This window comes from Corynebacterium uberis (assembly GCF_020616335.1).
GTDB lineage: Bacteria > Actinomycetota > Actinomycetes > Mycobacteriales > Mycobacteriaceae > Corynebacterium > Corynebacterium uberis.
Genome location: NZ_CP085051.1, coordinates 230,932 through 256,110 on the forward strand (window position 1 = coordinate 230,932; position 25,179 = coordinate 256,110).

Genomic DNA, 25,179 nt, shown 5'->3' on the forward strand with positions numbered 1-25,179 from the left:
AAGGGGGTGAGTGTAGTGTCTCCGACGATTCGCAGATGTGTCGATGCTATAGATAAGGCATTCGAGCAGATCAACGCGCTCGTGCGCCCGGATCTCACGCTGTCTGAACTTGAGGCGCTCGCCCCGCAGCTGGGCCGGCTCGAAACCCTCATGGGCGCCAAGGATCGCCTCGACGTCACCGTCGGGTGGATCGCCCACTCGCGCAACGCGGGAGACCTTGTGCACTCCGCCCACCCCGTGAACTTCCTCACCGAGGTCCTGGGGATCTCCCGCTCGGAAGGCTACAGCCGCATCCGTCGCGGGCAGTCCCGCTACGCGCCGCCCCCGCCGCCGCGCGTCGTGCCCGCCCCGCCGCAGGAAAGCCCCGAGGCCGCCGCAGAGCGCGAAGCCGCCAACCGCGCCGCCGCGCAGCGCGCCGCCGCCGAACAGGCCGCCAGGAAGGAAGCCGAGCGCGAGGCCCAACGACTGCGCCTGGCCGCAGAAAAAGACCGCATCATCGAACGCGAACTAGCGCACCTGAACAAGGACGCCCACCGCGGGCGCAACGAGCTTCGCCTAGAGGCCATCCGCCAAGCCGCCACCCGCAGCCCCGAAGACCTGCGCGAATGGCTCCGCAGCGCCGTCGCCCGCGCCAACCGCTCCAGCGCGGACCCCTTCGCCGGGCACCGCAAGCGCACACTGACCATCTCCCAACCAGATGGCGATGGTGGCGTCCAACTCAACGCCTACCTACCGGCGCCCGTCGCAGCCCAACTCATCGCAGCCCTGCGGCCCGCCAACAACCCCGGATTCGACCTGCCCACAGACGCCACCGACCGGCGCACCCTCCCGCAGCGCCGCTGCGACCAATTCGCCACCTTCCTGCGCGAATGGTCCAGCGGAAAAGTCCGCTCCACCGGCGGCTGCGGCACCGTCGTCGTCTCCATGTCCACCGCAGACCTCGGCCTCACCGGCTCCACCGAACGCGGCTACGTCACCAACACAGGCGTGCGCCTCACGCTTGCCGACGTCCTCGCCCTCGGCGCCGCCCGCTGGGACCTCACCCTCATCCACGACACCACCACCGGCAACCCACTCATCTGCGGGCGCACCCGACGCACCGCCAACCTTGAACAACGCGCCGCGCTCGTCGCCAGCGAACTCGTGTGCACCCACCCCGGATGCACCATGCCCGCCACCAGCTGCGACGTCCACCACATCACCGCCTGGATCACCGGCGGGCGCACCGACATCGAAAACCTCACCCTGCTCTGCCGGGCACACCACACCGACAACAACGACGCCCGCAACCCCGCCGCCAACCGCGGCTGGGCCGAACGCGACCCCGTCACCGGCAGAGTCGGATACCGCCCACCACCAGGAAGCACCCGGCAAGACCACAACATCCAGTTCAACAACTCCGGAATCGCCGAAGAATCCGCCGGGGCACGCATCCGAGGGCGCGCCGGCCCAGACCCGGGCACCCACCCCGGATTCACCACCGCCGCCTAGCACGGGGTCAATTCCGGCACCCCAAAAGCGGGTGGTGCCCCGCAGTCGGTGTGCGCGCACGCTCTAGTGGGGCCAGGCTTGCGCTCACGCACGCCCAGCGACAGCGGCAATCACGGCTGCCCGCCTGCCGCAGCGACCACCGCAGCCCCTACGCGTGCCCCCGCGGCGCAACACCAGCCGCCTTCGCCCCCGGCAACCCCTCCAACTCCAACAACACTCGCTTCATCCACGCCCCGCCCGCATAGTTACCCAAGGACCCATCCGCATGCACCACCCGATGACACGGCACCACCACCGGCAAAGGATTGGTCCGGCACGCCGTGCCCACCGCGCGGGCAGCCCGCGGCGAACCCACCAGGGCAGCCAACTGGCCATACGAGACCGTCTGCCCCCACGGAATCTCCAGCAGGCCCCGCTGTGCGCGGGCACGGAAGTCTTCGCCGGAGGGTAAGGCGAGTGGCAGGTCAAAGGTGCGGCGCTGGCCGGCGAAGTATTCGGCAAGCTGGGTGGCGGCCTGATCCAGCACCTGCTCCAGCACCTGATCCAGCACCGGCGAGTCCGCCGACTCCCCGGCCCCGCGGTCACCGAACAGCACCCGTGTCAGCCGACCCGCCTCGGCAACCAGGGTCAGGGCCCCGAGCGGGCTATCGACGACCCGCCTCACGGCTGCGCGCCAACCTCCGGGCCAACCTCCGCATCAGCGCCACGGCCGTTGCTGACCTTCTTGACCCACTGGTAGCACCCCGCGATGACCACCGCGAAGACCACCGGGCCCAGCCAGGTGGCGGTCGGCTCGAAGCCTTCCGGAAGCAGCCCCAGCGGCTCCGACTTCCCGGAGGCCGCAATGATGCCGGCGTTGAGCACGCCGAACAGGCTCTCGCCCACGATCAGGCCCGTGGCCATGAGGACGCCCAGGCGTTTGGGGGCCTCGGACTCGGCATCCGCGTGGTGGCGCTTCGCCCACTTGTTGTAGGCCAGCCCAATGAACCCGCCCAGGGCGATCATGACGTTGAGGCTGACCGGCAGGTACATGCCCATGCCCACAGCCAGGGGCGGCAGGTGGAAGCGGTCGTAGCTCAGCCGGCCGAGGACCTCGTCAATGAGGATGACCACCACAGCAATGGCGGCGCCCAGGCCCACCTTGGACCAGTCGAGCGAGTCGCCGAAGATGCCCTGTGAGACCGAGGACATCAGAGCGGCCTGCGGGGCGGCCAGCGCGTCCGGCCCGGCGCCCTCCATGCCCTGGAACCCGAAGGCGGTGAGCATGAGTTGCAGGATCGGCGGGATGATCAGCGCGCCGAAGACCACGCCGATGATGAGCGCGACCTGCTGCTTCCACGGGGTGGCTTCCACCAGCTGGCCGGTCTTGAGGTCCTGGAGGTTGTCGTTAGAAATCGTGGCAATACCAAAGACGATCGCCGACGTGAACAGCGTGTAGGCGACCAGCGCCGTCGGGTTGGTGTGGGATTCGTCGCCCGTGATCACCTTGATCAGCAGCGCCGACGCGATGACGGTGATGATGCCCACCCCAGAAATGGGGCTATTCGACGAGCCAATCAGGCCCGCCATGTAGCCGCACACCGCCGCCACCAGCAGCCCGATGAGCAGCGTGAACACAATGGAAACGATGATCAGCGAGGTCGCGTGATGGTGAATGTCCGAGTCGGCGACAAACCACCACAGCATCAGCCCAATCGGCACCATGAGCACCAGGATGACCCCGGCGACCACGGGGAAGGGGATGTCTCGTTCCGTCAGGGGCACGCGCACGCCTTCCTTGCGCCGCGTGTTGGAGGCCAGCGAATCCTTGATCCCGCGGACGATCGGCCCAATGATCTTCAGCAGCGTCCACACGGCCGCCACCGCCATCGCGCCCGCGCCCACAAAGCGGACCTCCCCAGCGAAGATGCTCGACACCGACTCGGTGATGTCCCCGTCGACCGGCACCCGCCCGGCAGAAAAGTGCGGCAGCAGCACCCCATAAGAAATCGCCACACCAGTCAGCATGGCGATGCCCACGGTCACACCAACCAGATGGCCCACGCCGATCAGCGCGAGCGACAGGGAACCACCCAGCATGGTGCCGCCCGAGCCGACGCGTAGCGACGTCGATAGTGATCCGGACACCGCCCGCAGCGCGGTGAGCAGTGCGTAGCCAGCTGACGCCAGCGCGCCGGCGACGATGACCTTCAGGCCGCGCTTGTTCTCCGCAGCAGAGGCGGTATCGTCGCCCACCTTGAGCACCTCGGCGGCCGCAACCCCCTCCGGGTAGGGCAGATTGGAGCCCGTGACCAGGGCGCGGCGCAGCGGGATGGAATACATCACGCCGAGGATGCCGCCAACCAGGCAGATCAGCAGGGTCGTCCAGTAGGGGAAGCCCTGCCACCAGCCGACCATCACCAGGCCGGGGAGCACGAAGATGAGGGCGGACAGGGTGCCGGCGGCCGAGGCGATCGTCTGCACGATGTTGTTTTCCACCACCGTGTGGTTGGCCACGCCGCGCAGAATCGCCATGGAGATGACGGCCGCCGGGATGGAGGTGGCAAAGGTCAGGCCCACCTTGAGGCCCAGGTAGACATTTGCCGCCGTGAAGATGAGGGTGATCAGCCCGCCGATGAGGATGGCGCGCAGTGTTAGCTCGCGGACCGGATGAGCGGTGCGCGCGCCCGTGGTCTGGGTGTCTGCCACGGTGGGTTCTGCCTTTCGTTTCAGCTCCGCCCGGGGCAGGAAGTGTGAGTCCGCGGAGGAGTCGAATAAGTAGTGTCTTCGGACACGTTACCTTGCATTACGTTGCGCCCGACTCACTGCCTTCCGGCTCCACAGCACACGTGCGGCGGGGCGTACCCAACGGCTGTGCAAGGCCCGCACAAGGCCCGCGCAACGCCCCCGCGCAGCCCCAGCGCACCGGCCCCCGCGGCCCCCGCGCCCCTAGTCCCGCCGCACGGAGCGGTCCGCCAGCGTCTCGCGGATCGGCCGGGCCAGCTGGGTCATCTCGCGGCGCCCGCGCAGCTCCACCGACTTCAGTACCGTCCAGCGGGCCTGTTCGGCCTCGTTGGCCCCGCGCAGCGTGGCGGCGCTGGTGAGCACCCCGCCGGGGGTGTCCTTGGCCAGTTCGGTCAGCCGCGCGGCCTGGTTGACGGCGTCTCCGATGACGGTGTATTCGAAGCGGTCGTGTCCGCCGATGTGTCCGGCGACCACGTGCCCGGCGGCGACGCCGATGCCTGCCTGGAGTTCCATGCCTGCCAGCTCATCGCGCAGCTCGCGGGCTGCGGCGAGGGCGAGGGAGGTGGCGTCGGCAAGCGGGAGGGGGGCGCCGAAGACGGCGAGGGCGGCGTCGCCCTGGAACTTGTTGATGATCCCCTTGTTGCGGTGCACCGCCTCCACGACGTGCTCAAAGAAGGAGTTCAGCGCCCCGACCACCTCCTCGGGGGTGTGGTTGACGGCGAAGGTGGTGGATCCGATGACGTCGACGAACAGCACCGCCACCTTGCGGTCCTCCCCGCCGAGGGTGGGCTTTTCCTCCAGGGCGCGCCGGGCGACTTCCGCGCCGACGTAGCGGCCGAACAGGTCGCGCACCCGCTGGCGTTCCCGTAGGCCACGCAGCATTTCGTTGAAGCCGGCCTGGAGGACGCCGATCTCGGAGCCGTCGTAGATGTCTACCTCCGCGTGGGAGTCGCCGCGGCGCACCCGGTTGATGGCGTCCTGGAGTTCCAGGATGGGGTCCACCACGCTCATGATGGACAAGGTGGTGCCCACGTACCCGGTGATCAGCGCGGCGACGGTGAGCGCGACGATGGCGGGCAGGAGGGCGGCGACGTCGTCAAGGAAGTAGCCGGCGCGCTGGCCCGCGATGAGCAGCAGCACCCCCACCGACGGCAGGGCGGTGGACATCAGCCAGGTCAGCCGCAGCCGGGAGCGGATCGGCGGTTCCAGGGTGGAGTCCTCGAAGCGGCGGGCCAGCGCGCGGGCGGCCACCGGGCGCACCAGCCGTTCGGCCTCAAGGTAGGTCAGCAGCACCATGACCGCGGCCGCGAGCGCGAAGGTCACCCCCACCACCAGTGCCAGCGAGCTCGACTCGGCGGCGGCGACCGTCGTGGCGATGATGATGCCAATGCCCCACACCGCCGCGCTGACCGCCGCCTGGTAGACGGGCATGCGCAGCACCAGGTTGCGCACCATGTTGGGGTCGTGGGCGTCCGGGTTGCGCTGCCAGTCCAGCACCGGGCGGAACACCGCCAGCGTCGCCGCCGCCCCCACCACCACGGCAAAGACAAGGTAGGACACGCCCACCACGGCCAGGTAGGAGTAGCGGTGGGCGAAACCGTCCGGGTGGTCTAGGGCGGGCAGGGGCAGCAGGAAGCGGATGAACAGCATGACCGCCACCGCGCCGAGCACGTTGGAGCCCAGCACCAGCGCGGCGTAGAGAGGCCACGCCGTGCTCCACAGCCACCGAACGGCCCGCACCAGTCGACTCATGTCTCACACTCTAACGAGTCCCGCGCACCCAAGTCACTATGGTTGGTGGCGTGAGTTCCACCCCGCGCAGCGTCGCCGAGCAGCTTTCCGACGCCCCCCTCGTCCGCGACACCATTCTCGCCGCGGCCAGCGCAGCCCGCGACGGGTCCTCCGGTGCGATGACGCACTCCTGGGTGTTTACCGGCGCACCCGGCTCGGGGCGGGCCCAAGCCGCCCTCGCCTTCGCCGCCGCCCTCGAATGCACCGGGCCGCAGCCCGGGTGCGGGCACTGCCCCGACTGCCGCGCCGTGCTGGAGGGCGCGCACACGGACGTGGTGCGCGTGGTGCCGCAGGCGCTGAGCATCGGGGTGGACTTTGTGCGCGAGACCATCATCGCAGGCGCGCACCGCATGCCCACCACCGCCCGCTGGCGGGTGCTCATCATCGAAGACGCGGACCGGCTGTCCGCCTCCGCGGCGGACGCGCTGCTCAAGACGGTCGAGGAGCCCCCGGAGCGCACCGTCATCATCTTCTGCGCCCCGTCGACCGACCCGCTGGACTTTTCCACCACGCTGAACTCCCGTTGCCGCCACGTCTACGTGCCCACCCCCTCGGTGGAGGAGATCGTGCGCATCCTCGTCGAGGAGGAGCACGCCACCGAGGCCGATGCGCGCCTGGCGGCCCACGCCTCCCTGCGCCACATCGGCCGGGCCCGCCGCCTGGTCACCACCCCCACCATGCAGCGCCGCCGCGCCGCCGTGCTCAACTTGGCGGAGCTGATCACCCACGGCGACACCGCCTTCCAGGCCATGTATTCCCTGGTCAAGGCCATAGACAAGGAGGCGGAGGAGGAGTACGCGCAGGCCGATGAGCAGGAGCGGCACAACCTGGAGCGCTCGCTGGGCTTGGGCGGGCGCGGGCGGGGCGCGCAGAAGGCGGCGCGCGGGTCGGCGGGCGCGCTCAAGGAGTTAGAAAAGCAGCAGAAACTGCGGCTGACCCGGCGTCGCCGCGACGTCCTGGACCTGGCGCTGGTGGACCTGGCGGGCCTCTACCGCGATGCGCTGATGGTTGCGGTCGGCGCGGCCGGAACCGTCGCGCCGATCCACCCGGATTTTGCGCCCCTGGCCGACGAGCTGGCCGCCGAGGTCGGCGAGCAGGGCCTTGTTGCCTGCCTCGACGCGGTGGCGATCTGCCGCGGCCACGTGCGCGACAACGTCACCCCGACGATTGCCACCGACGGCCTGGTGGGGCGCTTGCGCCTGGCGTATAAGGCGCACTGAACTGCGGTTTTGTGTCCCACTGTGGGGCATCCGGTACACTGACCACCGGCTTGAGACTTGGCTATGGTGCCCAAGCCTCTTGCCCCCGCCGCCTTAGCTCAGTCGGTAGAGCGATTCACTCGTAATGAATAGGTCGCGAGTTCGATTCTCGCAGGCGGCTCCACTTTTTTGCTTATCGACGCCCCCCGCGGGGCCTCACCACGACCGGTAGCGCTGCGCCCGCCGCCGGTCTTTTTTGTTGCGCGTCCTCACGCCCGCTGGCTGCGCAGGGAGCGGCTGACCCCCTCCAGGGCGCGTCGCACGGTGCCCACGAACACCCCGCCGGTGACCAGCAGGGCGAGCGCGGGGGCCGCGGCGGCCACCGGCTGGCGGCGGCCGGGGGAGGCGGCGTCGCGCAGCGCGGCCAGGGCGGACAGAATCACCAGGGTGTCCAGCCCCAGGGTGGTGGCTGCGGCGGTGACCTGCGCGCCGGGCTCACTGCGGCGCGCCACCACCGCCGAGGGCACGGCCGCCACGGCACTCACGCCCAGCCACGTGGCTGCCGCCACCCGCCCGGATGCGTACTTCTTGGCCCGTCCGCCCAGGGTCCACTGGGTGGCGGCCCGCGGGTGGCGGGCCAGCAGCGCCGACGTCGCAGCGGCCGCGGCCGTGGCGGCCCACGGGCTCCAGCGCACTACCTTCCGGGTGGATTCCGGGATGTAGGCCTCCAGGTCCGGGAGGGAATCGTCGGGGCGGATGAGCCCCAGTTTGACTGCCACGGCGCCGAAATTGAGGTCCCAGCCGATGCCGTAGGTGCGGGGGACAAACCAGGAGGGGTTTTCTGGCTGGAAGTTGCGCGATGTCATTGTTGTGGTCCTTTCAGTGCGTGGGTGACGGCTGCGGACAGCCGCTCCCATTCGGTAGTCAGGTGGATGAGCCGGGTACGCCCAGCGGGGCTGAGCTCGTAGACCTTTCGGGGCGGCCCGGCCGGGGATTCTTCCCAGCTGGTGTGGAGCAGGCCGGCCGTGCGGAGGCGGTTGAGCAGGGGATAGACGGTGCCTTGGGTGACTTCAAGGCCGGTGTCGATTCGTAGGCGTTCGAGGAGCTGGCCGCCGTAGGAGGGGGATTGGGCTAGAAGGCCAAGGGTGATCAGTTCGAGTGCGCCCTTGCGCAGTTGGGACTCCGATCGAGCAACCATGCAATACATAGTACCCGGTATTGCCCAGCCGGAGGGGGAGTGGGGGCGGGGAGTGGGGGCAGGGGGCTGGGGCGCTGCCGCCGCGCGCACCTCCCACCCCCTACTGAACCCCATTTTCAATAACAGCATGTTATTGACAATCCAGTTAGGCTCGCGGGAAGAGGAACAACACCCCCCAACCCACACCAAAGGAGCCCCCACCCATGTCTGAGACCGTGACCGGAATCATCGCCCGCTCCAAGGGCGCCGAGGTCGAGCAGGTGCCCGTGGTCATCCCGGATCCCGGCCCGCGCGACGTCATCGTGCGCATCCAGGCGTGCGGGGTGTGCCACACGGATCTGGCCTACCGCGACGGCGACATCGAGGACGCCTACCCCTTCCTGCTCGGCCACGAGGCCGCCGGCATCGTGGAGACGGTGGGCGAGCGGGTCACCCACGTGGCCGAAGGCGACTTTGTGGTGCTCAATTGGCGCGCCGTGTGCGGCGAGTGCCGGGCGTGCCGCCGCGGGGAGCCGCAGTACTGCTTTGCCACCTTCAACGCGAGCGCCGCAATGACCCTGGAGGACGGCACGGAGCTGACCCCGGCGCTGGGCATCGGGGCCTTCGCCGAAAAGACGCTCGTCCACGAGGGCCAGTGCACCAAGGTCAACCCGCAGGAAGACCCGGCCGCGGCGGGCCTGCTCGGCTGCGGGATCATGGCGGGCCTGGGCGCGGCCGTCAACACCGCGGGCATCAAGCGCGGCGAGTCCGTGGCGGTGTTCGGCTGCGGCGGCGTGGGCGGTGCTGCGGTGGCGGGTGCGCACCTGAACAATGCCACCCGCATTATCGCGGTGGACGTCGATAAGCGGAAGCTGGAGTGGGCGCGCGAGCTGGGGGCGACGCACACGATCGACTCGAAGGACTTGAGCGAACAGGAGGTCATCGACCAGGTCCGCGAGCTGACCGACGGCTTCGGCCCGGATGTCACCATCGATGCGGTGGGCATCCAGCCGACGTGGCGCCAGGCGTTCTACTCGCGCGACCTGGCGGGCCGGATGGTCATGGTGGGGGTGCCCAACCTGACGGATCACATCGACATTCCGGCCATCGATTTCTACTCGCGCGGCGGCTCGCTGCGCCCGGCATGGTACGGCGACTGCCTGCCGGAGCGAGACTTCCCGGCGCTGGTAGACCTGCACCTGGAGGGCCGGTTCCCGCTGGATCGCTTCGTCTCTGAGCGCATCGGCCTCGGCGAGGTGGAACGGGCCTTTGCCACCATGAAGGCCGGCGAGGTGCTGCGCAGCGTGGTGGTGCTCTAATGCGCATCGATCACGTAGTCACCCACGGCATCTTCGCCCTTGACGGCGGGCAGTGGGAAGTAGACAACAACATCTGGATCCTCGGCAACGACCGGGAGGTCTACGTCATCGACGCCGCCCACGACGCCGACCCCATCGTCGACGCGGTCGCCGGCCGCACCGTCAAAGGCATCCTGTGCACCCACGGGCACAATGACCACATCAACGTCGCCGCCGAACTGTCCACGCGTGTCGACGCCCCCATCTACCTCCACCCCGGCGACGACATGCTGTGGCGCGACACCCTCCCGGAGGTCCCCCACGAAGACCTCGCCGACGGGCAGCTCTTCCACATCGACGGCGCGGACCTGCGGGTGCTCAACACCCCCGGCCACTCGCCCGGATCCTGCTGCCTCTACCTGCCGGAAGCCGGCGAACTGTTCTCCGGCGACACCCTCTTCCAGGGCGGGCCCGGGGCGACGGGGCGCAGCTACTCCTCCTTTGACACGATCATCGATTCGCTGCGCACCCGCCTGCTGGACCTGCCCGCAGAAACAATCGTGCGCACCGGGCACGGCGACCACACCACCGTCGGGGCGGAGGCCCCACACCTGGAGGAGTGGATCCGCCGGGGGTACTAAGGGCAAACACCGGCCCCGTGTCCCGCTAAGCTGTCACACATGCGCACACTGGTAACCGGCGGTGCCGGGTTCATCGGATCGACGTTGACTGACCTGCTCATCACGCAGGGCCACCAGGTCACCGTGGTGGACGACCTCTCCAGCGGCCGCCTGGACAACCTCCAACAGGCCCGCACCACCGGGGCGTTGACCTTCGTGGAAGCGGACCTGCGGGAACTGGACACGCAGGCGATGGTGGACCTGTGCGAACAGCACCGCCCGGAAGTCATCTTCCACCTGGCCGCCCAGATTGACGTGCGCCACTCCGTGGCCGACCCCGTCTTTGACGCGCAAACCAACATCCTGCCCACCATCCGGCTTGCCGACGCCGCCCGCCGCACCGGAGTGCGCAAAATCGTCCACACCTCCTCGGGGGGCTCCATCTACGGCGAACCCACCGACTTCCCCGTCGCCGAAACCACCCCCGTAGACCCCCACTCCCCATATGCGGCCAGCAAATACGCCGGCGAAGTCTACCTAAACACCTTCCGCCACCTCTACGGGCTGGACTGCACCCACATCGCCCCGGCCAACGTCTACGGGCCGCGCCAAAACCCCCACGGGGAGGCCGGCGTGGTGGCCATCTTCTCTGAGCGGCTGCTCCACGGCCAGCCCACCAAGGTCTTCGGCGATGGGGGCAACACCCGCGACTACGTCTACGTGGGCGACGTGGTCCGCGCGTTCGCGCTTGCCGGCGGAAACGCGGGCGGCGGGCAGCGCTTCAACATCGGCACCGCGGTGGAAACCTCAGACAGGCAGCTGCACACCCTGGTCGCGCAGGCGGCCGGCGCGCCCGATGGCCCCGAGTACGCCCCCGCCCGGCTTGGCGACGTCCCCCGTTCCGCCCTGTCCTACGCTCGCGCCGAGGAGGTGCTGGGCTGGCGCCCGCAGGTCAGCATCGCCGAGGGCGTGGCCCGCACCGTGGAGTACTTCCGGGGGCTCTAGCAGGGGGGCAGGGCGCCGCTCGGGCTTACTGCTGCTCGGGCTTACTGCTGCTCGGCCGGGGCGGGCGCATCCGCGGCGGGCGCGGGGGCCTCGTGCTGCTCGCCGGCGGGCTTGTCAGCCGGCTTCTCGGCAGGCTTGTCAGCGGCCTTGTCTGCTGCCTTGTCCTTGGCCGCCGGGGCCTCCGGCAGCTTCGGAGTCTCGCCGCGCAGGCCCTGCTCGATGAGGTCCTTGAAGGTGTCATAGTCGGGCAGGTTCGGCAGGAAGGTGCCGTTGATAATGAAGGTTGGCGTGCCGGAGATGCCGAACGCCGAGCCGTAGATCAGGGCGTTGGTGGCCACGGAGGCGTAGGTGCCGTCTTCAATCTCCTTGCGGAAGCGGTCCAGGTCGCTCACCCCGGCGTCCTTGGCAAACGCCACATACTTGTCAATGTCATTCTTGGGGTGCCCGGAAGCGCCTTCGCCGTGGTAGACGGCGTTCTTGAACTCCCAGAACTTGCCCTGGGCGGCGGCGGCGCGCCCCGCCTGCACACCGAGTGCGGAGGACTCGTTGACAATGGGCATGTCATTCCACTCCAGGCGCACCTTCCCGGCGTTGACATAGTCCTCGATGATCTTCGGCTCGACGTCCGTGTCAAACTTGGCGCACACCGGGCATTCCAGGTCAGAGAAGTAGGAGATGACCACGGGGGCGTCCTTCTCACCAATCGCCAGCGGGTCGCCGTCGAGGCGGCGGTGCATGTCATTGGGCTCGTGGAGCATGCGCACCGCGCCGACCTGGGAGGCGGCATCCTGGGCGATCTGCTGCTTGTGCCCGCTATTTTGGCCCAGGAAGTAGCCGCCGATGCCAGCAGCCAGGATGAGTACCAGCCCGCCTGCGACGATGGGGGCGATCTTGTTGGTCTTGCGCGCGCCGGCCTCTGCGGCGGCGGGGGAGTCAGGAGCCGGATCAGCAGCAGGGTCAGCCTCCGGGGCGGCCTGCCCGGTGACGGCCGGAGCCTCGACGGTGGGTGCCTCGGCGGGGGCCTCGGTGGGCGCCTCGGTGGACCGGCCGGCGTTGTCGGACAGGTCCGTGTCCTGGGCGGCGGGGGTCAGATCCTCGTGGGCGCCGGCGACCTGCGCGGCGTTGGCTCCTTGGTCGCCGGCGACGGCCTTCGCGTCTGCGCTGGGCTCCGCGGCCTGCGAAGCCTTCGAGACCTCAGACGCCTCCGGGGTCTCAGACACCTGAGGCGAATCCGTGGAGTCCGCTACCTTCGGGGCCTCCGGCGTGTCTGGGGTGCGCTGGAGGCGGGAGGAGCTGCCGGTCTTCTTTTCCGGTTCGTTGGGCTGGTCGGGGGTGCTATCAGACATGGGGATCCCTCCGGATCGGGTGTCGCGGCTATGGTCGTCCCCGAGTCTAACCACGCGGCGTGGCGGCGCGGCTAGCGGCCCGCCTGGGTGGTGTTTTCCGGCGGGATTGCGTTTTGGAGGGCCACGGCGCGGGCGAGCCGGGCGTAGCGCAGTTCTTGTTCCCGGAAGCGCACGTAGGTGGACATGGTGGTGAACATGAAGGCGACGACGAGCCCGTAGAGCAGCAGGTCGGTGCCGCGGTCAACGCCGAGCGCGTTGGCTAGGACGGTGAGGTCGTCGGGGCGCAGCACGGCCCAGATGCACACGAGGATGAACACCAGGAACAGCAGTTTGACGCTGGCTTTGGCGCGGGCTTTGCGCCGGTGGCTGATGAAGTACCAGACCAGGGCGATGGTGGCTAGCAGCAGTAGGGTTTGGATGATGGAGCTCATGGCAGCCTCTTGCTCAGTAGTTCGTCAGCCAGGATGTTCACGCCGTTGAAGAGGGACTGGCCTTTGCTCATGGAGTATTCGGTGTAGAGGATTTCTACGGGTTCTTCTCCGACGCGCCAGCCGCAGGTGTCCATGAGTGCCACAAATTCGGAGGCGTGGGACATGCCGTTCATGCGGAGGTTGAGGGAGTCTGCGACGGTGCGGTTGAAGGCGCGTAGGCCGTTGTGGGCGTCAGTCAGCCCGAGGCGGCGGGTGCGCGGGGAGAGCGCCACGACCGTTTTGAGCACGATCCTTTTGAGCAGGGGTACCTGGTCGTCTTCGGTTTTGGGCCGGCCGAAGCGGGTGCCCACCACGATGTCCAGGGGCTCGGTGCGCAGCCGGTTGACCATGCGGATGACGTCGGCGACTTGGTGTTGGCCGTCGGCGTCGAAGGTGACAAAGTAGCGGGCGCCGGGCTGGGCGCGGGCGTATTCCACGCCGGTTTGGATGGCGGCGCCTTGGCCCAGGTTGACGGGGTGGTTGACCAGGTGGGCGCCGGCGGCGTGGATGGCGGCGGCGGAGTTGTCGGCGGAGCCGTCGTTGACGGCAACGATGTTGGGGAAGGTGGCCCGTGCCTGGGTGATGACGTCCCCGATGACGGTGCCTTCGTTGTAGCAGGGCACCACCAGCCAGGTGTCATCCCAGGTTGCTGCTGGGGTAGCGGTGGAGTCCCCGGGGGTGGCTGCGGGGCGGAAATCGGCGTTCATTATGCACTCATGCTAGCGGGTGGGGGTGTGAGCGGTGGAAAAGACATGAATAAGCGCGACGTAATGCGCGCCGCGGCAGCAGCCGGTAGGCGGTGCGGACCAGGAAGTTGAGGGCCGCGCGGGGTTTGCCGATCATCCCGTAGGACACCAGGTTGGATTGCATGCGCGCCTCGGCGGCGAGCATGTCGCGCCCGGTGCGGCGGTCAAACTGGGCGTCGTCGACGCGGAAGTAGGTCAGCGCCTCGGGCAGGTTGTGCAGGTGGGCGCCGGTGGCCAGGGCGCGGGCGAAGAGGTCATAGTCTTCCATGTGGTGGACGTCGCGGTAGCCGCCGGCGCGGCGCACGGCGTCGGTGCGCATCATCACGGACGGGTTGTTGATCGGCGAGTTCCAGCGTGCGTACCGTGCGATGTCGCGGTGCTGTTCCGGGAGGCGTCGATAAGCGGTGACCTGGGTGGGGTCGGTGTGGAACTCGGCGAGCGCGGTGCCCAGGATGTCCGTGTCCGGGTGCGCGGCAAAGTAGTCCAGCTGCTGGGCAAAGCGGGTGGGCGCGGCGATGTCATCGGCGTCGAGGCGGGCGACAAACTCCTGGTCAATGGCCTCCATGCCGGCTGCGGCGGCGGGCCCGGCCCCCTGGTTGTGGGGCAGCCGGATGAGCTGCGTGTGGGCGTCCGCGGCGGCGTGCTCGGCGATGACCTCCTCCAGCTGCGGGGTCAGCGGCCCGTCGGCGACGATGACGGTGCGGTCAGCGGGGCGGGTCTGGTCGCGCAGGGACGCCAGGCAGGCGCGCAGCTGATCCGGCTCGATGCGGTGGTAAACGGTCACCAGGACCCCCAGGGTTGCCATGGCACCGTATCTTAGTGCAGCCCCTCAGGTGCGCCATGCTTATCGACGCCCCCCGTGCCCGCGCCCCCACGCACCTTTCCGGAGCGCGCCGCCTGCGCAAACGCCACCGTGTGCACCGCGGCTCCCGCTAGCGGCCCGACGAGCAGCGCCAGGCACACCGCCGGTTCGAGTGCCAGCGGGGTGTTGAGCACGGCCCACGCCACCACCGCGGCGGCGAGCCACCCGCCCACGTAGGCGCGGTGGGCCTTCGCCGCAACCACCGCCGCGCCGGTGACCATGACCACGCCGGTGCAGGCGGCGTCGAACGTCAGCGCGGCGAGCAGATGGCCGGGCACAAAGAGGTCTGCCCGGTAGAAAGTGCGCAGGATCCACGGCCCGAGCGCCCACGCGGCCGCCGCGCCGACCACACCCACACCCAGCACCGCGGCCACGGGCAGCGCCAGTGACGACCACGCCGAGCGGGCCTGCACGAACCGCACGATGAGCGCGGACTGGAAGCGCTGCAGCGGCACGAGCACAGGCGCGCGCGTCAGCGTTACCGCATTAATAATCCCCGCCACAGTCACCGCCGAACCCGCCGTGGGAAACGCCCCATTAATCAGCAGCGGAATCCCGGTAATCACAATTGCCGACGCCCCCGACGCCGCCATCGCCGACCCCGCCCGGCGTACAAACGTGCCCATCTCCACATCAATGCCGGCCCCCACCGCCGCGCGCACCCGCGCATCCGCAGCCAACATGACCAGCCAACTCGCCGCCCCAATCACCGTCACCACCAGGAAGGCATCCAGCCCCCAGCCGGCAGCAAAAGCGATGACCACCAAGACCAGGCGCACACCAGAGTCAAGAGCCATCAGACGCGCATAGCTTCCCCACAACTGCAAACCCGAGAGCAGCCCGGAGACCACCGCCTGGAAGGCATACGACGCCAAACCCGCGGCGAGCAGACTCACCCCCGTGCCCAGGTGCGGCAGCTCCGTGTAACCCCGCCACAGCGGAGCAGTAACAATCGCCAGCACCGCCGCGGCAACCGCCACCGCGGCGCCCAGGCGCCACGGCGCGTGCGTGGACCCCGCATGCTCATGGGACCGCCCCGCAGCGACGGCGCGAGTGGTCTCCTGCATGATGCCATCAATAAACCCCGTGCACGCGAAGAACAAGGCCCAGTAAGTCTGGAAAGACGTGGCCTGGTCCTGGGCACCAAGCGAGTTGACACCGACGTACATGACCACAAAGCCGGCCAGGGCGGCAAAGATAGTGGCAAGGCTAAGGGAGCGCACGAGAGGGAACCGGGCCTTATATATAGAGGAAAGAGCGGGAGACGCGGTAGAGCGACTGGCACGCAAGCTTAGCAATCAGGCGCCTATCTGCGGCCCTGAGGGGGCGATGGGGGGTTGCTGTCGCGCGGTGCGGGGGTGGGAACGCTACGGCGTGCGGGTTGTATGACGCAAATCATAGTCCTGAGATTTAGCAGAAATAACTTACGCGCCATACCTAGCCTGAGTGGACGCCAGCAACCTTAAGCAAAGTTAAAAAAACTCGCATAGTTGGATCCTAGATGCATGATTTGGGTGGAGCGGTTTTGCCCAATGAAGTATCTCAGGCCCCCAAGCTGCACGGATACGCCCGGAGACGCCACCTAAAAGGTATAGTTCATGCATCGCTGATGTAGCGGGCGCGATGCATTGTGTACCGCTAGCGTTGCGGGCGTTGGAGTGCGTCCTTACAGGCGTGATGCTACCTCCGATAAGGCCTCCGACATGCAGACCGTCGCCGATCCGGGGAGGGTGAGGGGTGGCCTTGCATGCGCCGCGCGGTCCGGTAACATATGGCGCAGCTAGGTCTAGCCTGGCCGGAGACTGCTTTGCCCCCTCCACCTTGCAGGTTGAAGGGGGGTGGAGTCCCAAAAATTCAACCTTGATGGCAATCAGCCACAATTACGCTGCCTGTTTTCCGGTTGCACCGACCGAAAAACAGGCCGTGTACAGCAAGATAGGAAAATATATGATAGGCAGGAACAGGAAGGCGCTAACCGTTCGGTTATACGCGTTCCTCGGGGCCTTGGCTGTCATCTTTGCTACGGCAGTAGTGGTGCACCCACCGACTGCCAAGGCGGATGAGACCAACGGCTACGGGGAAGCGGTAACCGGATGGACCGCCATTACCCCGGAGGGGGCACCGGCCAAACCTAATGCGCAAGGTCAGCTGGAAGGCCAACTCGTGGCCACACGTGACGGCAAGCAGGGTTATGGTTGGTGCATCGACTTTGGTATCCATAATCCAACCAAGGCGCCGAAGAATATAAAGTACACCGGCCCGGTTCGGTTGACCCATGTCAAGCCGTTGTATACAAGGGAAATTGCCCAAGTATTCAACTATGGCGATAAGCAGGAAACTGCTCGGGGCGTTGATCTTAACCAGGACAAGGATCGCCGTAATGTGATGATCCACCTGGTCAAGGAGCTTAAGAAGGCCCAGAAGCGTGGAGATACGGAGCGCGCGTCTAAGCTGGCCCGGTCCCTGCAGTTGGTTTCGGCTTCGTTCTATGAGACGAACAAGCAGGTGTTGCAGTACACCTACAATGGTGTCCGCCAATATGGCTGGAACCTGAACAATGCTGAGTTCGAGCAACTTACCGGCTACAAGGTGGCTAAGGGCGAGGATAGTCAGTACTTCCTCGAGCACACTGGAAAGGCTAACCCGCCTATCCCTGAGGCTGCGCCCGATGAGTACCTCACCATTATTTCGCCCACGGAATACCGACTGGACAAGGTCAGGCCTTCGGAGGCGCAGCGCCTGATCACGATCGATCAGCCCGGTCTGAAGATCGGACCGGAGATCGGTACCAAGGCTGCCTTCAAGGGCGAGAACCACCAGGTTAAGGCTGGCGCGGTTATTACCGATACCGTGTCCTACAAGAACCTGGCGGTCGGCAAGGAATACACGCTGAACGCGAAGCTCGTCGACAAGAAGGACGCCTCCCGCGTTCTCGGCGAGGCAACTAAGACCTTCAAGACGCCGGCGACGAACACCGACGGTGAGGTTATGGTTGATATTCCTGTCAAGGATGATGTGACCACGGCTGTGGAATCGGCCGTTGTCTTTGAGACTCTTACCTCAACTGCTGTGGATAAGGATGGTGCTCCCACCACGGATGGTGCAGTCCGGGAGATCGCCAAGCACGAGGACATTAACGACGATGCTCAAACTGTGACCACGGAGAAGAAGGTTAACGCCTTCAAGCCTGCGATTGGCACGGTTGCTTCGTGGGAGAACGGCAAGTTCGGCAACGATCGTGTCCCCAGTGTTGAGGGCAAGACCGGAAAGACTACGGTCTTCGACCGTGTCAAGATTGACAACATTGCGCCCGACAAGACCTACAAACTGACCGGTGTTCTTCATAAGAAGAACGCCGAGGGCGGCGATGGTGGCGCGATCGATGGGGCTACGGCTTCCCGTGAGTTCACCAGTGCTGAGCTTGAGGATGCGGTGACCAACGAGAAGGATGGTTCCGTTTCCGGTTACCTGGTTCTTGAGATTCCTGGTGGTGACAAGGTCAACGCTGGCGAGTCTGCTGTTGTCTTTGAGACTTTGACGTCGAAGGTTGTCGATAAGGAAGGCAACGATGTCGAGGGTGATAAGGATCAGGAGATCGCCAAGCACGAGAACATTGGCGATGCTGCTCAGACTGTGACGGTGACCAAGAAGAACAACGCGTTTGTTCCCAACATTGGCACTGAAGCTTCGTGGGAGCAGGGCAAGTTCGGCAACGACCGTGTGGCCAGCATGGAAGGCGAGACCGGTAGTGCCACGGTGTACGACCGTGTCAAGATCGACAACATTGCTAAGGACAAGACCTACAAGCTGACCGGTGTGCTTCACAAGAAGAACGCTGATGGTACTGATGGTGGCGCGATCGAGGGGGCTACGGCGTCCCGTGAGTTCACCCACACCGATCTTGTGGACTCCCGTGAGAACAAGACTGAGGGTTCCTACTCTGGATACCTGGTTCTTGAGATTCCTGGCGGTGACAAGGTCAACGCTGGTGAGTCCGCTGTTGTCTTTGAGAAGCTGACGTCGACTGTTGTTGATAAGGCTGGCAATGACATTGAAGGCGGCCAGGAGCAGGAGATCGCCAAGCACGAGAATATTGGCGACGCTTCCCAGACTGTCACTGTGACGAAGCCGCGTAATGCCTTCGAGCCTCGGATTGGTACCGAAGCTTCGTGGGAGAATGGCCGTTTCGGTGATGGTCGTGTGGCCAATGTTGAGGGTGCGACCGGCAAGGATGTTGTCTACGACAACGTCTATGTTGAAAACATTGCACCTGACAAGGAATACAAGCTGATCGGTGAGCTTCACAAGAAGAACGCCGACGGTACTGATGGTGGTGTCATTGGCACCTCTGAGCCGAAGACCTTTACTTCTGCGGATCTTGATGGTGAGCAGAATAAGGATGGTTCCTACTCTGGTTACATCGTCATCGAGGTTCCTGGCGGTTCTAAGATCAACGCTGGTGAGTCTGGTGTTGTCTTCGAGACCTTGACCTCTGCGGTTGTGGATAAGGAAGGCAATGATGTTGAGGGTGGTAAGGATCAGGAGATCGCTAAGCACCACGACATCACTGATGAGGATCAGACTGTTTCTGTGACCAAGGCCCCGAATGCGTTTGTGCCGAAGATCGGTACTGAGGCTTCGTGGGAGAATGGCAAGTTCGGTGACGAGCGTGTCTCTAATGTTGAGGGCGAGACCGGTAAGGCTAGCGTCTTCGACCGGGTCAAGATCGAGAACATTGCTAAGGACAAGACCTACAAGCTGACCGGTGTGCTTCATAAGAAGAACGCTGATGGTGGCGATGGTGGTGCGATCGAGGGTGCTACGGCTTCTCGTGAGTTCACCAGTGCTGAGCTTGAGGATTCGGTGACCAATGAGAAGGATGGTTCCGTTTCCGGTTACCTGGTTCTTGAGATTCCTGGTGCTGACAAGGTCAAGGCTGGTGAGTCTGCTGTTGCCTTCGAGAAGCTGACGTCGACTGTTGTTGATAAGGCTGGCAATGATGTCGAAGGTGGCGAAGAGCAGGAGATCGCCAAGCACGAGAACATTGAGGATGCAGCTCAGACTGTCACGGTGACGAAGAAGCCGAATGCGTTTGAGCCGAAGATTAAGACTGAGGCGTTCTTCGATGAGGGCCTGACGCAGAAGACTGCTGAGGGTGAGGCTCCGTCTGACTTTGTCTACGACAAGGTTTCTGTGAGCAATATTGTTCCTGGCAAGGAGTACGCGCTTGCTGGTGAGCTGATGTCGAAGGCTGAGGATGGTAAGAAGCTGGGTGAGGGTTCTGTGACCTTCACGGATGCTGAGTTGAAGGATCGGGTTGAGAATGCGGATGGTTCCGTTTCTGGTTCGATTGTTCTGAAGGTGTCTGGTGCTAAGTCTGTGAAGGCTGGCGAGTCGGCTGTTGTCTTCGAGACGTTGACGTCGAAGGTTGTGGATAAGCAGGGTAATGAGACTCCGGGTAATGAGGAGCCGAAGACTGTTGCTGAGCACAAGGATCCGAATGATGAGGATCAGATCGTTTCGGTTGGTAAGAAGCCGAATGCGTTTGAGCCGAAGATTAAGACTGAGGCGTTCTTCGATGAGGGCCTGACGCAGAAGACTGCTGAGGGTGAGGCTCCGTCTGACTTTGTCTACGACAAGGTTTCTGTGAGCAATATTGTTCCTGGCAAGGAGTACGCGCTTGCTGGTGAGCTGATGTCGAAGGCTGAGGATGGTAAGAAGCTGGGTGAGGGTTCTGTGACCTTCACGGATGCTGAGTTGAAGGATCGGGTTGAGAATGCGGATGGTTCCGTTTCTGGTTCGATTGTTCTGAAGGTGTCTGGTGCTAAGTCTGTGAAGGCTGGCGAGTCGGCTGTTGTCTTCGAGACGTTGACGTCGAAGGTTGTGGATAAGCAGGGTAATGAGACTCCGGGTAATGAGGAGCCGAAGACTGTTGCTGAGCACAAGGATCCGAATGATGAGGATCAGATCGTTTCGGTTGGTAAGAAGCCGAATGCGTTTGAGCCGAAGATTAAGACTGAGGCGTTCTTCGATGAGGGCCTGACGCAGAAGACTGCTGAGGGTGAGGCTCCGTCTGACTTTGTCTACGACAAGGTTTCTGTGAGCAATATTGTTCCTGGCAAGGAGTACGCGCTTGCTGGTGAGCTGATGTCGAAGGCTGAGGATGGTAAGAAGCTGGGTGAGGGTTCTGTGACCTTCACGGATGCTGAGTTGAAGGATCGGGTTGAGAATGCGGATGGTTCCGTTTCTGGTTCGATTGTTCTGAAGGTGTCTGGTGCTAAGTCTGTGAAGGCTGGCGAGTCGGCTGTTGTCTTCGAGACGTTGACGTCGAAGGTTGTGGATAAGCAGGGTAATGAGACTCCGGGTAATGAGGAGCCGAAGACTGTTGCTGAGCACAAGGATCCGAATGATGAGGATCAGATCGTTTCGGTTGGTAAGAAGCCGAATGCGTTTGAGCCGAAGATTAAGACTGAGGCGTTCTTCGATGAGGGCCTGACGCAGAAGACTGCTGAGGGTGAGGCTCCGTCTGACTTTGTCTACGACAAGGTTTCTGTGAGCAATATTGTTCCTGGCAAGGAGTACGCGCTTGCTGGTGAGCTGATGTCGAAGGCTGAGGATGGTAAGAAGCTGGGTGAGGGTTCTGTGACCTTCACGGATGCTGAGTTGAAGGATCGGGTTGAGAATGCGGATGGTTCCGTTTCTGGTTCGATTGTTCTGAAGGTGTCTGGTGCTAAGTCTGTGAAGGCTGGCGAGTCGGCTGTTGTCTTCGAGACGTTGACGTCGAAGGTTGTGGATAAGCAGGGTAATGAGACTCCGGGTAATGAGGAGCCGAAGACTGTTGCTGAGCACAAGGATCCGAATGATGAGGATCAGATCGTTTCGGTTGGTAAGAAGCCGAATGCGTTTGAGCCGAAGATTAAGACTGAGGCGTTCTTCGATGAGGGCCTGACGCAGAAGACTGCTGAGGGTGAGGCTCCGTCTGACTTTGTCTACGACAAGGTTTCTGTGAGCAATATTGTTCCTGGCAAGGAGTACGCGCTTGCTGGTGAGCTGATGTCGAAGGCTGAGGATGGTAAGAAGCTGGGTGAGGGTTCTGTGACCTTCACGGATGCTGAGTTGAAGGATCGGGTTGAGAATGCGGATGGTTCCGTTTCTGGTTCGATTGTTCTGAAGGTGTCTGGTGCTAAGTCTGTGAAGGCTGGCGAGTCGGCTGTTGTCTTCGAGACGTTGACGTCGAAGGTTGTGGATAAGCAGGGTAATGAGACTCCGGGTAATGAGGAGCCGAAGACTGTTGCTGAGCACAAGGATCCGAATGATGAGGATCAGATCGTTTCGGTTGGTAAGAAGCCGAATGCGTTTGAGCCGAAGATTAAGACTGAGGCGTTCTTCGATGAGGGCCTGACGCAGAAGACTGCTGAGGGTGAGGCTCCGTCTGACTTTGTCTACGACAAGGTTTCTGTGAGCAATATTGTTCCTGGCAAGGAGTACGCGCTTGCTGGTGAGCTGATGTCGAAGGCTGAGGATGGTAAGAAGCTGGGTGAGGGTTCTGTGACCTTCACGGATGCTGAGTTGAAGGATCGGGTTGAGAATGCGGATGGTTCCGTTTCTGGTTCGATTGTTCTGAAGGTGTCTGGTGCTAAGTCTGTGAAGGCTGGCGAGTCGGCTGTTGTCTTCGAGACGTTGACGTCGAAGGTTGTGGATAAGCAGGGTAATGAGACTCCGGGTAATGAGGAGCCGAAGACTGTTGCTGAGCACAAGGATCCGAATGATGAGGATCAGATCGTTTCGGTGACCAAGCCTGAGCCCACGGAGTCGACGACTCCGGAGGCGACGACGGAAGAGACTCCGACTGAGTCGACGACTCCTGAGGATGGTGGGGTTGTTCCGCCGCCGTCGGTGACGGAGGAGGAGACCACGCCTGAGATTTCTGATGAGCCGACTGAGTCGACGACGCCTGAGTCGCCGGTTGAGTCCACGACGCCTGATGAGTGTGCTACTGAGTCCACCACGCCTGGTAAGCCTGGCGAGCCGGGTGAGGGTGAGTCGACTACTCCGGGTAAGCCGGGTGAGGGTGAATCCACCACGCCTGGTAAGCCGGGTGAGCCTGGCGAGGGTACGACGACTGAGGAGTGCGAGCCGTCTGAGTCGACGACTCCGGACAAGCCGAAGGCGGAGCCGAAGATTGGTACCCGTGCTGATTTTGCTAAGGATTCCAAGACTGAGGTTGTTGCTGGCGCTACGATCATCGACAACGTTGAGTACACCGGTTTGGTTGGCGGCAAGGAGTACACCTTGAACGCGCAGCTGGTGGATAAGACTGATGCGTCGAAGGTTCTGGGTACCGGTTCTGTGACCTTTACCCCGGGTAGTGCTGATGGTGATGTTGATGTCACGATCACGGTTGATGAGTCTGTGACTGAGCCTGTTGAGGCTGCGGTTGCGTTCGAGACTCTGACGTCGAAGGTTGTGGATAAGGACGGCAATGATGTTGAGGGTGATAAGGATCAGGAGATCGCTAAGCACCACGACATCGATGACCCGAACCAGACGGTGATTTCCAAGCGTCCGACGGAGTCGACGACTCCGGAGGCGACGACGGAAGAGTCCCCGACTGAGTCCACGACGCCGGAGGAAACTTCACCTGAGTCGCCGGTTGAGTCCACCACGCCGGAGGAGACTTCGCCTGAGTCGCCGGTTGAGTCCACCACGCCGGAGTCGCCGGCTGCGTCGACGACTCCTGAGGAAGGTGGGGTTGTTCCGCCGCCGTCGGTGACGGAGGAGGAGACCACGCCTGGTGTTTCTGGTGAGTCGACGACGCCTGAGTCGCCGGTTGAGTCCACGACGCCTGATGAGTGTGCTACTGAGTCCACCACGCCTGGTAAGCCTGGCGAACCGGGTGAGGGTGAGTCGACTACTCCGGGTAAGCCGGGTGAGGGTGAATCCACCACGCCTGGTAAGCCGGGTGAGCCCGGCGAGGGTACGACGACTGAGGAGTGCGAGCCGTCTGAGTCGACGACTCCGGACAAGCCGAAGGCGGAGCCGAAGATTGGTACCCGTGCTGAGTTTGCTAAGGATTCCAAGACTGAGGTTGTTGCTGGCGCTACGATCATCGACAACGTTGAGTACACCGGTTTGGTTGGCGGCAAGGAGTACACCTTGAACGCGCAGCTGGTGGATAAGACTGATGCGTCGAAGGTTCTGGGTACCGGTTCTGTGACCTTTACCCCGGGTAGTGCTGATGGTGATGTTGATGTCACGATCACGGTTGATGAGTCTGTGACTGAGCCTGTTGAGGCTGCGGTTGCGTTCGAGACTTTGACCTCGAAGGTTGTGGATAAGCAGGGCAATGAGACTCCGGGTAACACGGAGGACACTGTTATTGCTGAGCACAAGGACATCAATGATGACAACCAGACGGTGATTTCCAAGCGTCCGACGGAGTCCACGACGCCTGAGTCGCCGGCTGCGTCGACGACTCCGGGCACCGAGGAGCCTGGTCCTGCCCCGTCGAAGACGGAGGAGGAGACCACGCCTGGTGTTTCTGGTGAGTCGACCACGCCTGAGTCGCCGGTTGAGTCCACGACGCCGGATGAGTGTGCTACTGAGTCGACTACTCCGGGTAAGCCGGGTGAGCCGGGTGAGGGTGAGTCCACCACGCCTGGTAAGCCGGGTGAGCCTGGTGAGGGTACGACGACTGAGGAGTGCGAGCCGTCTGAGTCGACGACTCCGGGTGTCAGTGATGAGTCCACTACGCCGGATGAGCCGGGTAAGCCTGGTGGTGGTGAGTCCACCACGCCGGGTAAGCCGGGTGTTCCGGGTAAGCCGGGTTCGGAGGAGCCTTCTAAGAAGACGCCGAAGATCTCTACGTCTGCTCATATTGAGGGTGATGGTGTTCTGGCTAAGGGTGCCAAGGTTGTTGATACGGTGACGTTTACCAACCTGGTGCCGGGCAAGAAGTACGTCCTTAATGGTGAGTTGATGTGCAAGGCTGGTGGTAAGTCCACTGGTGCGACCGGTACTGTGACGTTCGTTCCGTTCAAGGAGGATGGTTCGGTCAATCTGACCATTGAGGTCACTGATGGTGATTGTGCTGAGCAGGTTGTCTTTGAGACGCTGCGGGATCGTGATGGCAATGTGGTGGCTATCCACCATGACATCAATGATGCTGCGCAGACGGTGACTGCTAAGGATGCGTTGAAGCCGGGTCCGAAGGAGACGCCGAAGGACAAGAATGTCAATGTGGTCGTCAACAAGAAGCCGGATAATGGTAAGCCTTCTGAGCCGAAGGCTGAGCGTCGTCCGATTAAGTCTGTGCCTTCTGGTTCCCTGCAGTGGGTGCCGGGTATGGAGGTAGCTATCTAGTTTGGCTAGGTGCTACGTGTTGGCAGTAAGGTCCTGGTAGTTCGGGGCCTGGGGCGCCTGGGGTGGTGAGTGTTTCACCGCCTTGGGC

Annotated in this window: 16 protein-coding genes and 1 tRNA gene; 7 read left to right on the forward strand and 10 right to left on the reverse strand. The window is 64.0% G+C overall.

Annotation, left to right across the window (positions count from 1 at the left end; genetic code table 11):
- Positions 1 to 15 precede the first annotated feature (15 nt).
- Complete coding sequence (locus LH390_RS01040; protein ID WP_227337381.1) at positions 16 to 1,491, forward strand: HNH endonuclease signature motif containing protein; 1,476 nt, start codon at positions 16 to 18, stop codon at positions 1,489 to 1,491.
- A 148-nt stretch (positions 1,492 to 1,639) separates the two neighbouring features.
- Here LH390_RS01040 and LH390_RS01045 read toward each other — a convergent pair whose 3' ends face one another.
- The 3 genes from LH390_RS01045 to LH390_RS01055 form a co-directional block, all read right to left on the reverse strand.
- Entirely contained in the window at positions 1,640 to 2,155 is a 516-nt protein-coding gene (locus LH390_RS01045) for a methylated-DNA--[protein]-cysteine S-methyltransferase (RefSeq protein WP_227281011.1), read from the reverse strand.
- Positions 2,152 to 4,179: an OPT family oligopeptide transporter gene (locus LH390_RS01050; protein ID WP_227281010.1), complete on the reverse strand. Its 2,028-nt coding sequence runs from the start codon at positions 4,177 to 4,179 to the stop codon at positions 2,152 to 2,154. Before LH390_RS01050 ends, LH390_RS01045 begins: the two co-directional genes overlap by 4 nt.
- A 240-nt stretch (positions 4,180 to 4,419) precedes the next feature.
- On the reverse strand, positions 4,420 to 5,967 hold the full coding sequence (locus tag LH390_RS01055; RefSeq protein WP_227281009.1) for an adenylate/guanylate cyclase domain-containing protein: 1,548 nt from the start codon (positions 5,965 to 5,967) through the stop codon (positions 4,420 to 4,422).
- A 38-nt stretch (positions 5,968 to 6,005) separates the two neighbouring features.
- On the opposite strand from LH390_RS01055, the gene LH390_RS01060 reads away from it, so the two are divergent.
- Complete coding sequence (locus LH390_RS01060) at positions 6,006 to 7,226, forward strand: DNA polymerase III subunit delta' (protein WP_399524710.1); 1,221 nt, start codon at positions 6,006 to 6,008, stop codon at positions 7,224 to 7,226.
- Positions 7,227 to 7,313: 87 nt separating this feature from the next.
- A tRNA-Thr gene (locus LH390_RS01065) sits at positions 7,314 to 7,389 on the forward strand.
- Positions 7,390 to 7,474: 85 nt separating this feature from the next.
- Here the strand turns inward: LH390_RS01065 and LH390_RS01070 are convergent.
- Both LH390_RS01070 and LH390_RS01075 read right to left on the reverse strand, forming a co-directional pair.
- Positions 7,475 to 8,071, reverse strand: a complete 597-nt coding sequence (locus tag LH390_RS01070; RefSeq protein WP_227281007.1) for a DUF5808 domain-containing protein — start codon at positions 8,069 to 8,071, stop codon at positions 7,475 to 7,477.
- A complete protein-coding gene (locus LH390_RS01075) occupies positions 8,068 to 8,403 on the reverse strand; it encodes a PadR family transcriptional regulator (RefSeq protein ID WP_227281006.1) in 336 nt (111 codons plus the stop codon). The genes LH390_RS01070 and LH390_RS01075 overlap by 4 nt, the downstream gene beginning before the upstream one ends.
- Positions 8,404 to 8,606: 203 nt before the next feature.
- Between LH390_RS01075 and LH390_RS01080 the strand changes: the two genes are divergently transcribed.
- From LH390_RS01080 to LH390_RS01090, 3 genes are read left to right on the forward strand one after another with little or no spacing between them, the layout of a single operon-like run.
- On the forward strand, positions 8,607 to 9,701 hold the full coding sequence (locus LH390_RS01080; RefSeq protein ID WP_227281005.1) for an S-(hydroxymethyl)mycothiol dehydrogenase: 1,095 nt from the start codon (positions 8,607 to 8,609) through the stop codon (positions 9,699 to 9,701).
- The gene (locus LH390_RS01085; protein ID WP_227281004.1) at positions 9,701 to 10,321 is read left to right on the forward strand and encodes an MBL fold metallo-hydrolase; all 621 of its coding nucleotides are present in this window, start codon (positions 9,701 to 9,703) and stop codon (positions 10,319 to 10,321) included. Before LH390_RS01080 ends, LH390_RS01085 begins: the two co-directional genes overlap by 1 nt.
- A 39-nt stretch (positions 10,322 to 10,360) precedes the next feature.
- Positions 10,361 to 11,305, forward strand: a complete 945-nt coding sequence (locus LH390_RS01090; protein WP_227281003.1) for an NAD-dependent epimerase/dehydratase family protein — start codon at positions 10,361 to 10,363, stop codon at positions 11,303 to 11,305.
- 41 nt (positions 11,306 to 11,346) lie between these two features.
- Here LH390_RS01090 and LH390_RS01095 read toward each other — a convergent pair whose 3' ends face one another.
- The 5 genes from LH390_RS01095 to LH390_RS01115 all read right to left on the reverse strand — a co-directional run bounded on the left by LH390_RS01095 (position 11,347) and on the right by LH390_RS01115 (position 15,952).
- The gene (locus tag LH390_RS01095; RefSeq protein ID WP_227281002.1) at positions 11,347 to 12,651 is read right to left on the reverse strand and encodes a DsbA family protein; all 1,305 of its coding nucleotides are present in this window, start codon (positions 12,649 to 12,651) and stop codon (positions 11,347 to 11,349) included.
- Positions 12,652 to 12,722: 71 nt separating this feature from the next.
- Positions 12,723 to 13,082 (reverse strand): DUF2304 domain-containing protein, encoded by a 360-nt coding sequence (locus tag LH390_RS01100; RefSeq protein WP_227281001.1) that lies wholly within the window; start codon positions 13,080 to 13,082, stop codon positions 12,723 to 12,725.
- Positions 13,079 to 13,828: a glycosyltransferase family 2 protein gene (locus tag LH390_RS01105; RefSeq protein WP_227281000.1), complete on the reverse strand. Its 750-nt coding sequence runs from the start codon at positions 13,826 to 13,828 to the stop codon at positions 13,079 to 13,081. The genes LH390_RS01100 and LH390_RS01105 overlap by 4 nt, the downstream gene beginning before the upstream one ends.
- A gap of 7 nt (positions 13,829 to 13,835) precedes the next feature.
- Positions 13,836 to 14,672 (reverse strand): glycosyltransferase, encoded by an 837-nt coding sequence (locus LH390_RS01110; RefSeq protein WP_227280999.1) that lies wholly within the window; start codon positions 14,670 to 14,672, stop codon positions 13,836 to 13,838.
- A gap of 11 nt (positions 14,673 to 14,683) precedes the next feature.
- Positions 14,684 to 15,952, reverse strand: a complete 1,269-nt coding sequence (locus tag LH390_RS01115) for a hypothetical protein (protein ID WP_227280998.1) — start codon at positions 15,950 to 15,952, stop codon at positions 14,684 to 14,686.
- 811 nt (positions 15,953 to 16,763) lie between these two features.
- On the opposite strand from LH390_RS01115, the gene LH390_RS01120 reads away from it, so the two are divergent.
- Positions 16,764 to 25,091, forward strand: coding sequence for a VaFE repeat-containing surface-anchored protein (locus LH390_RS01120; RefSeq protein ID WP_227337382.1), 8,328 nt, complete (start codon positions 16,764 to 16,766; stop codon positions 25,089 to 25,091).
- Positions 25,092 to 25,179 lie beyond the last annotated feature (88 nt).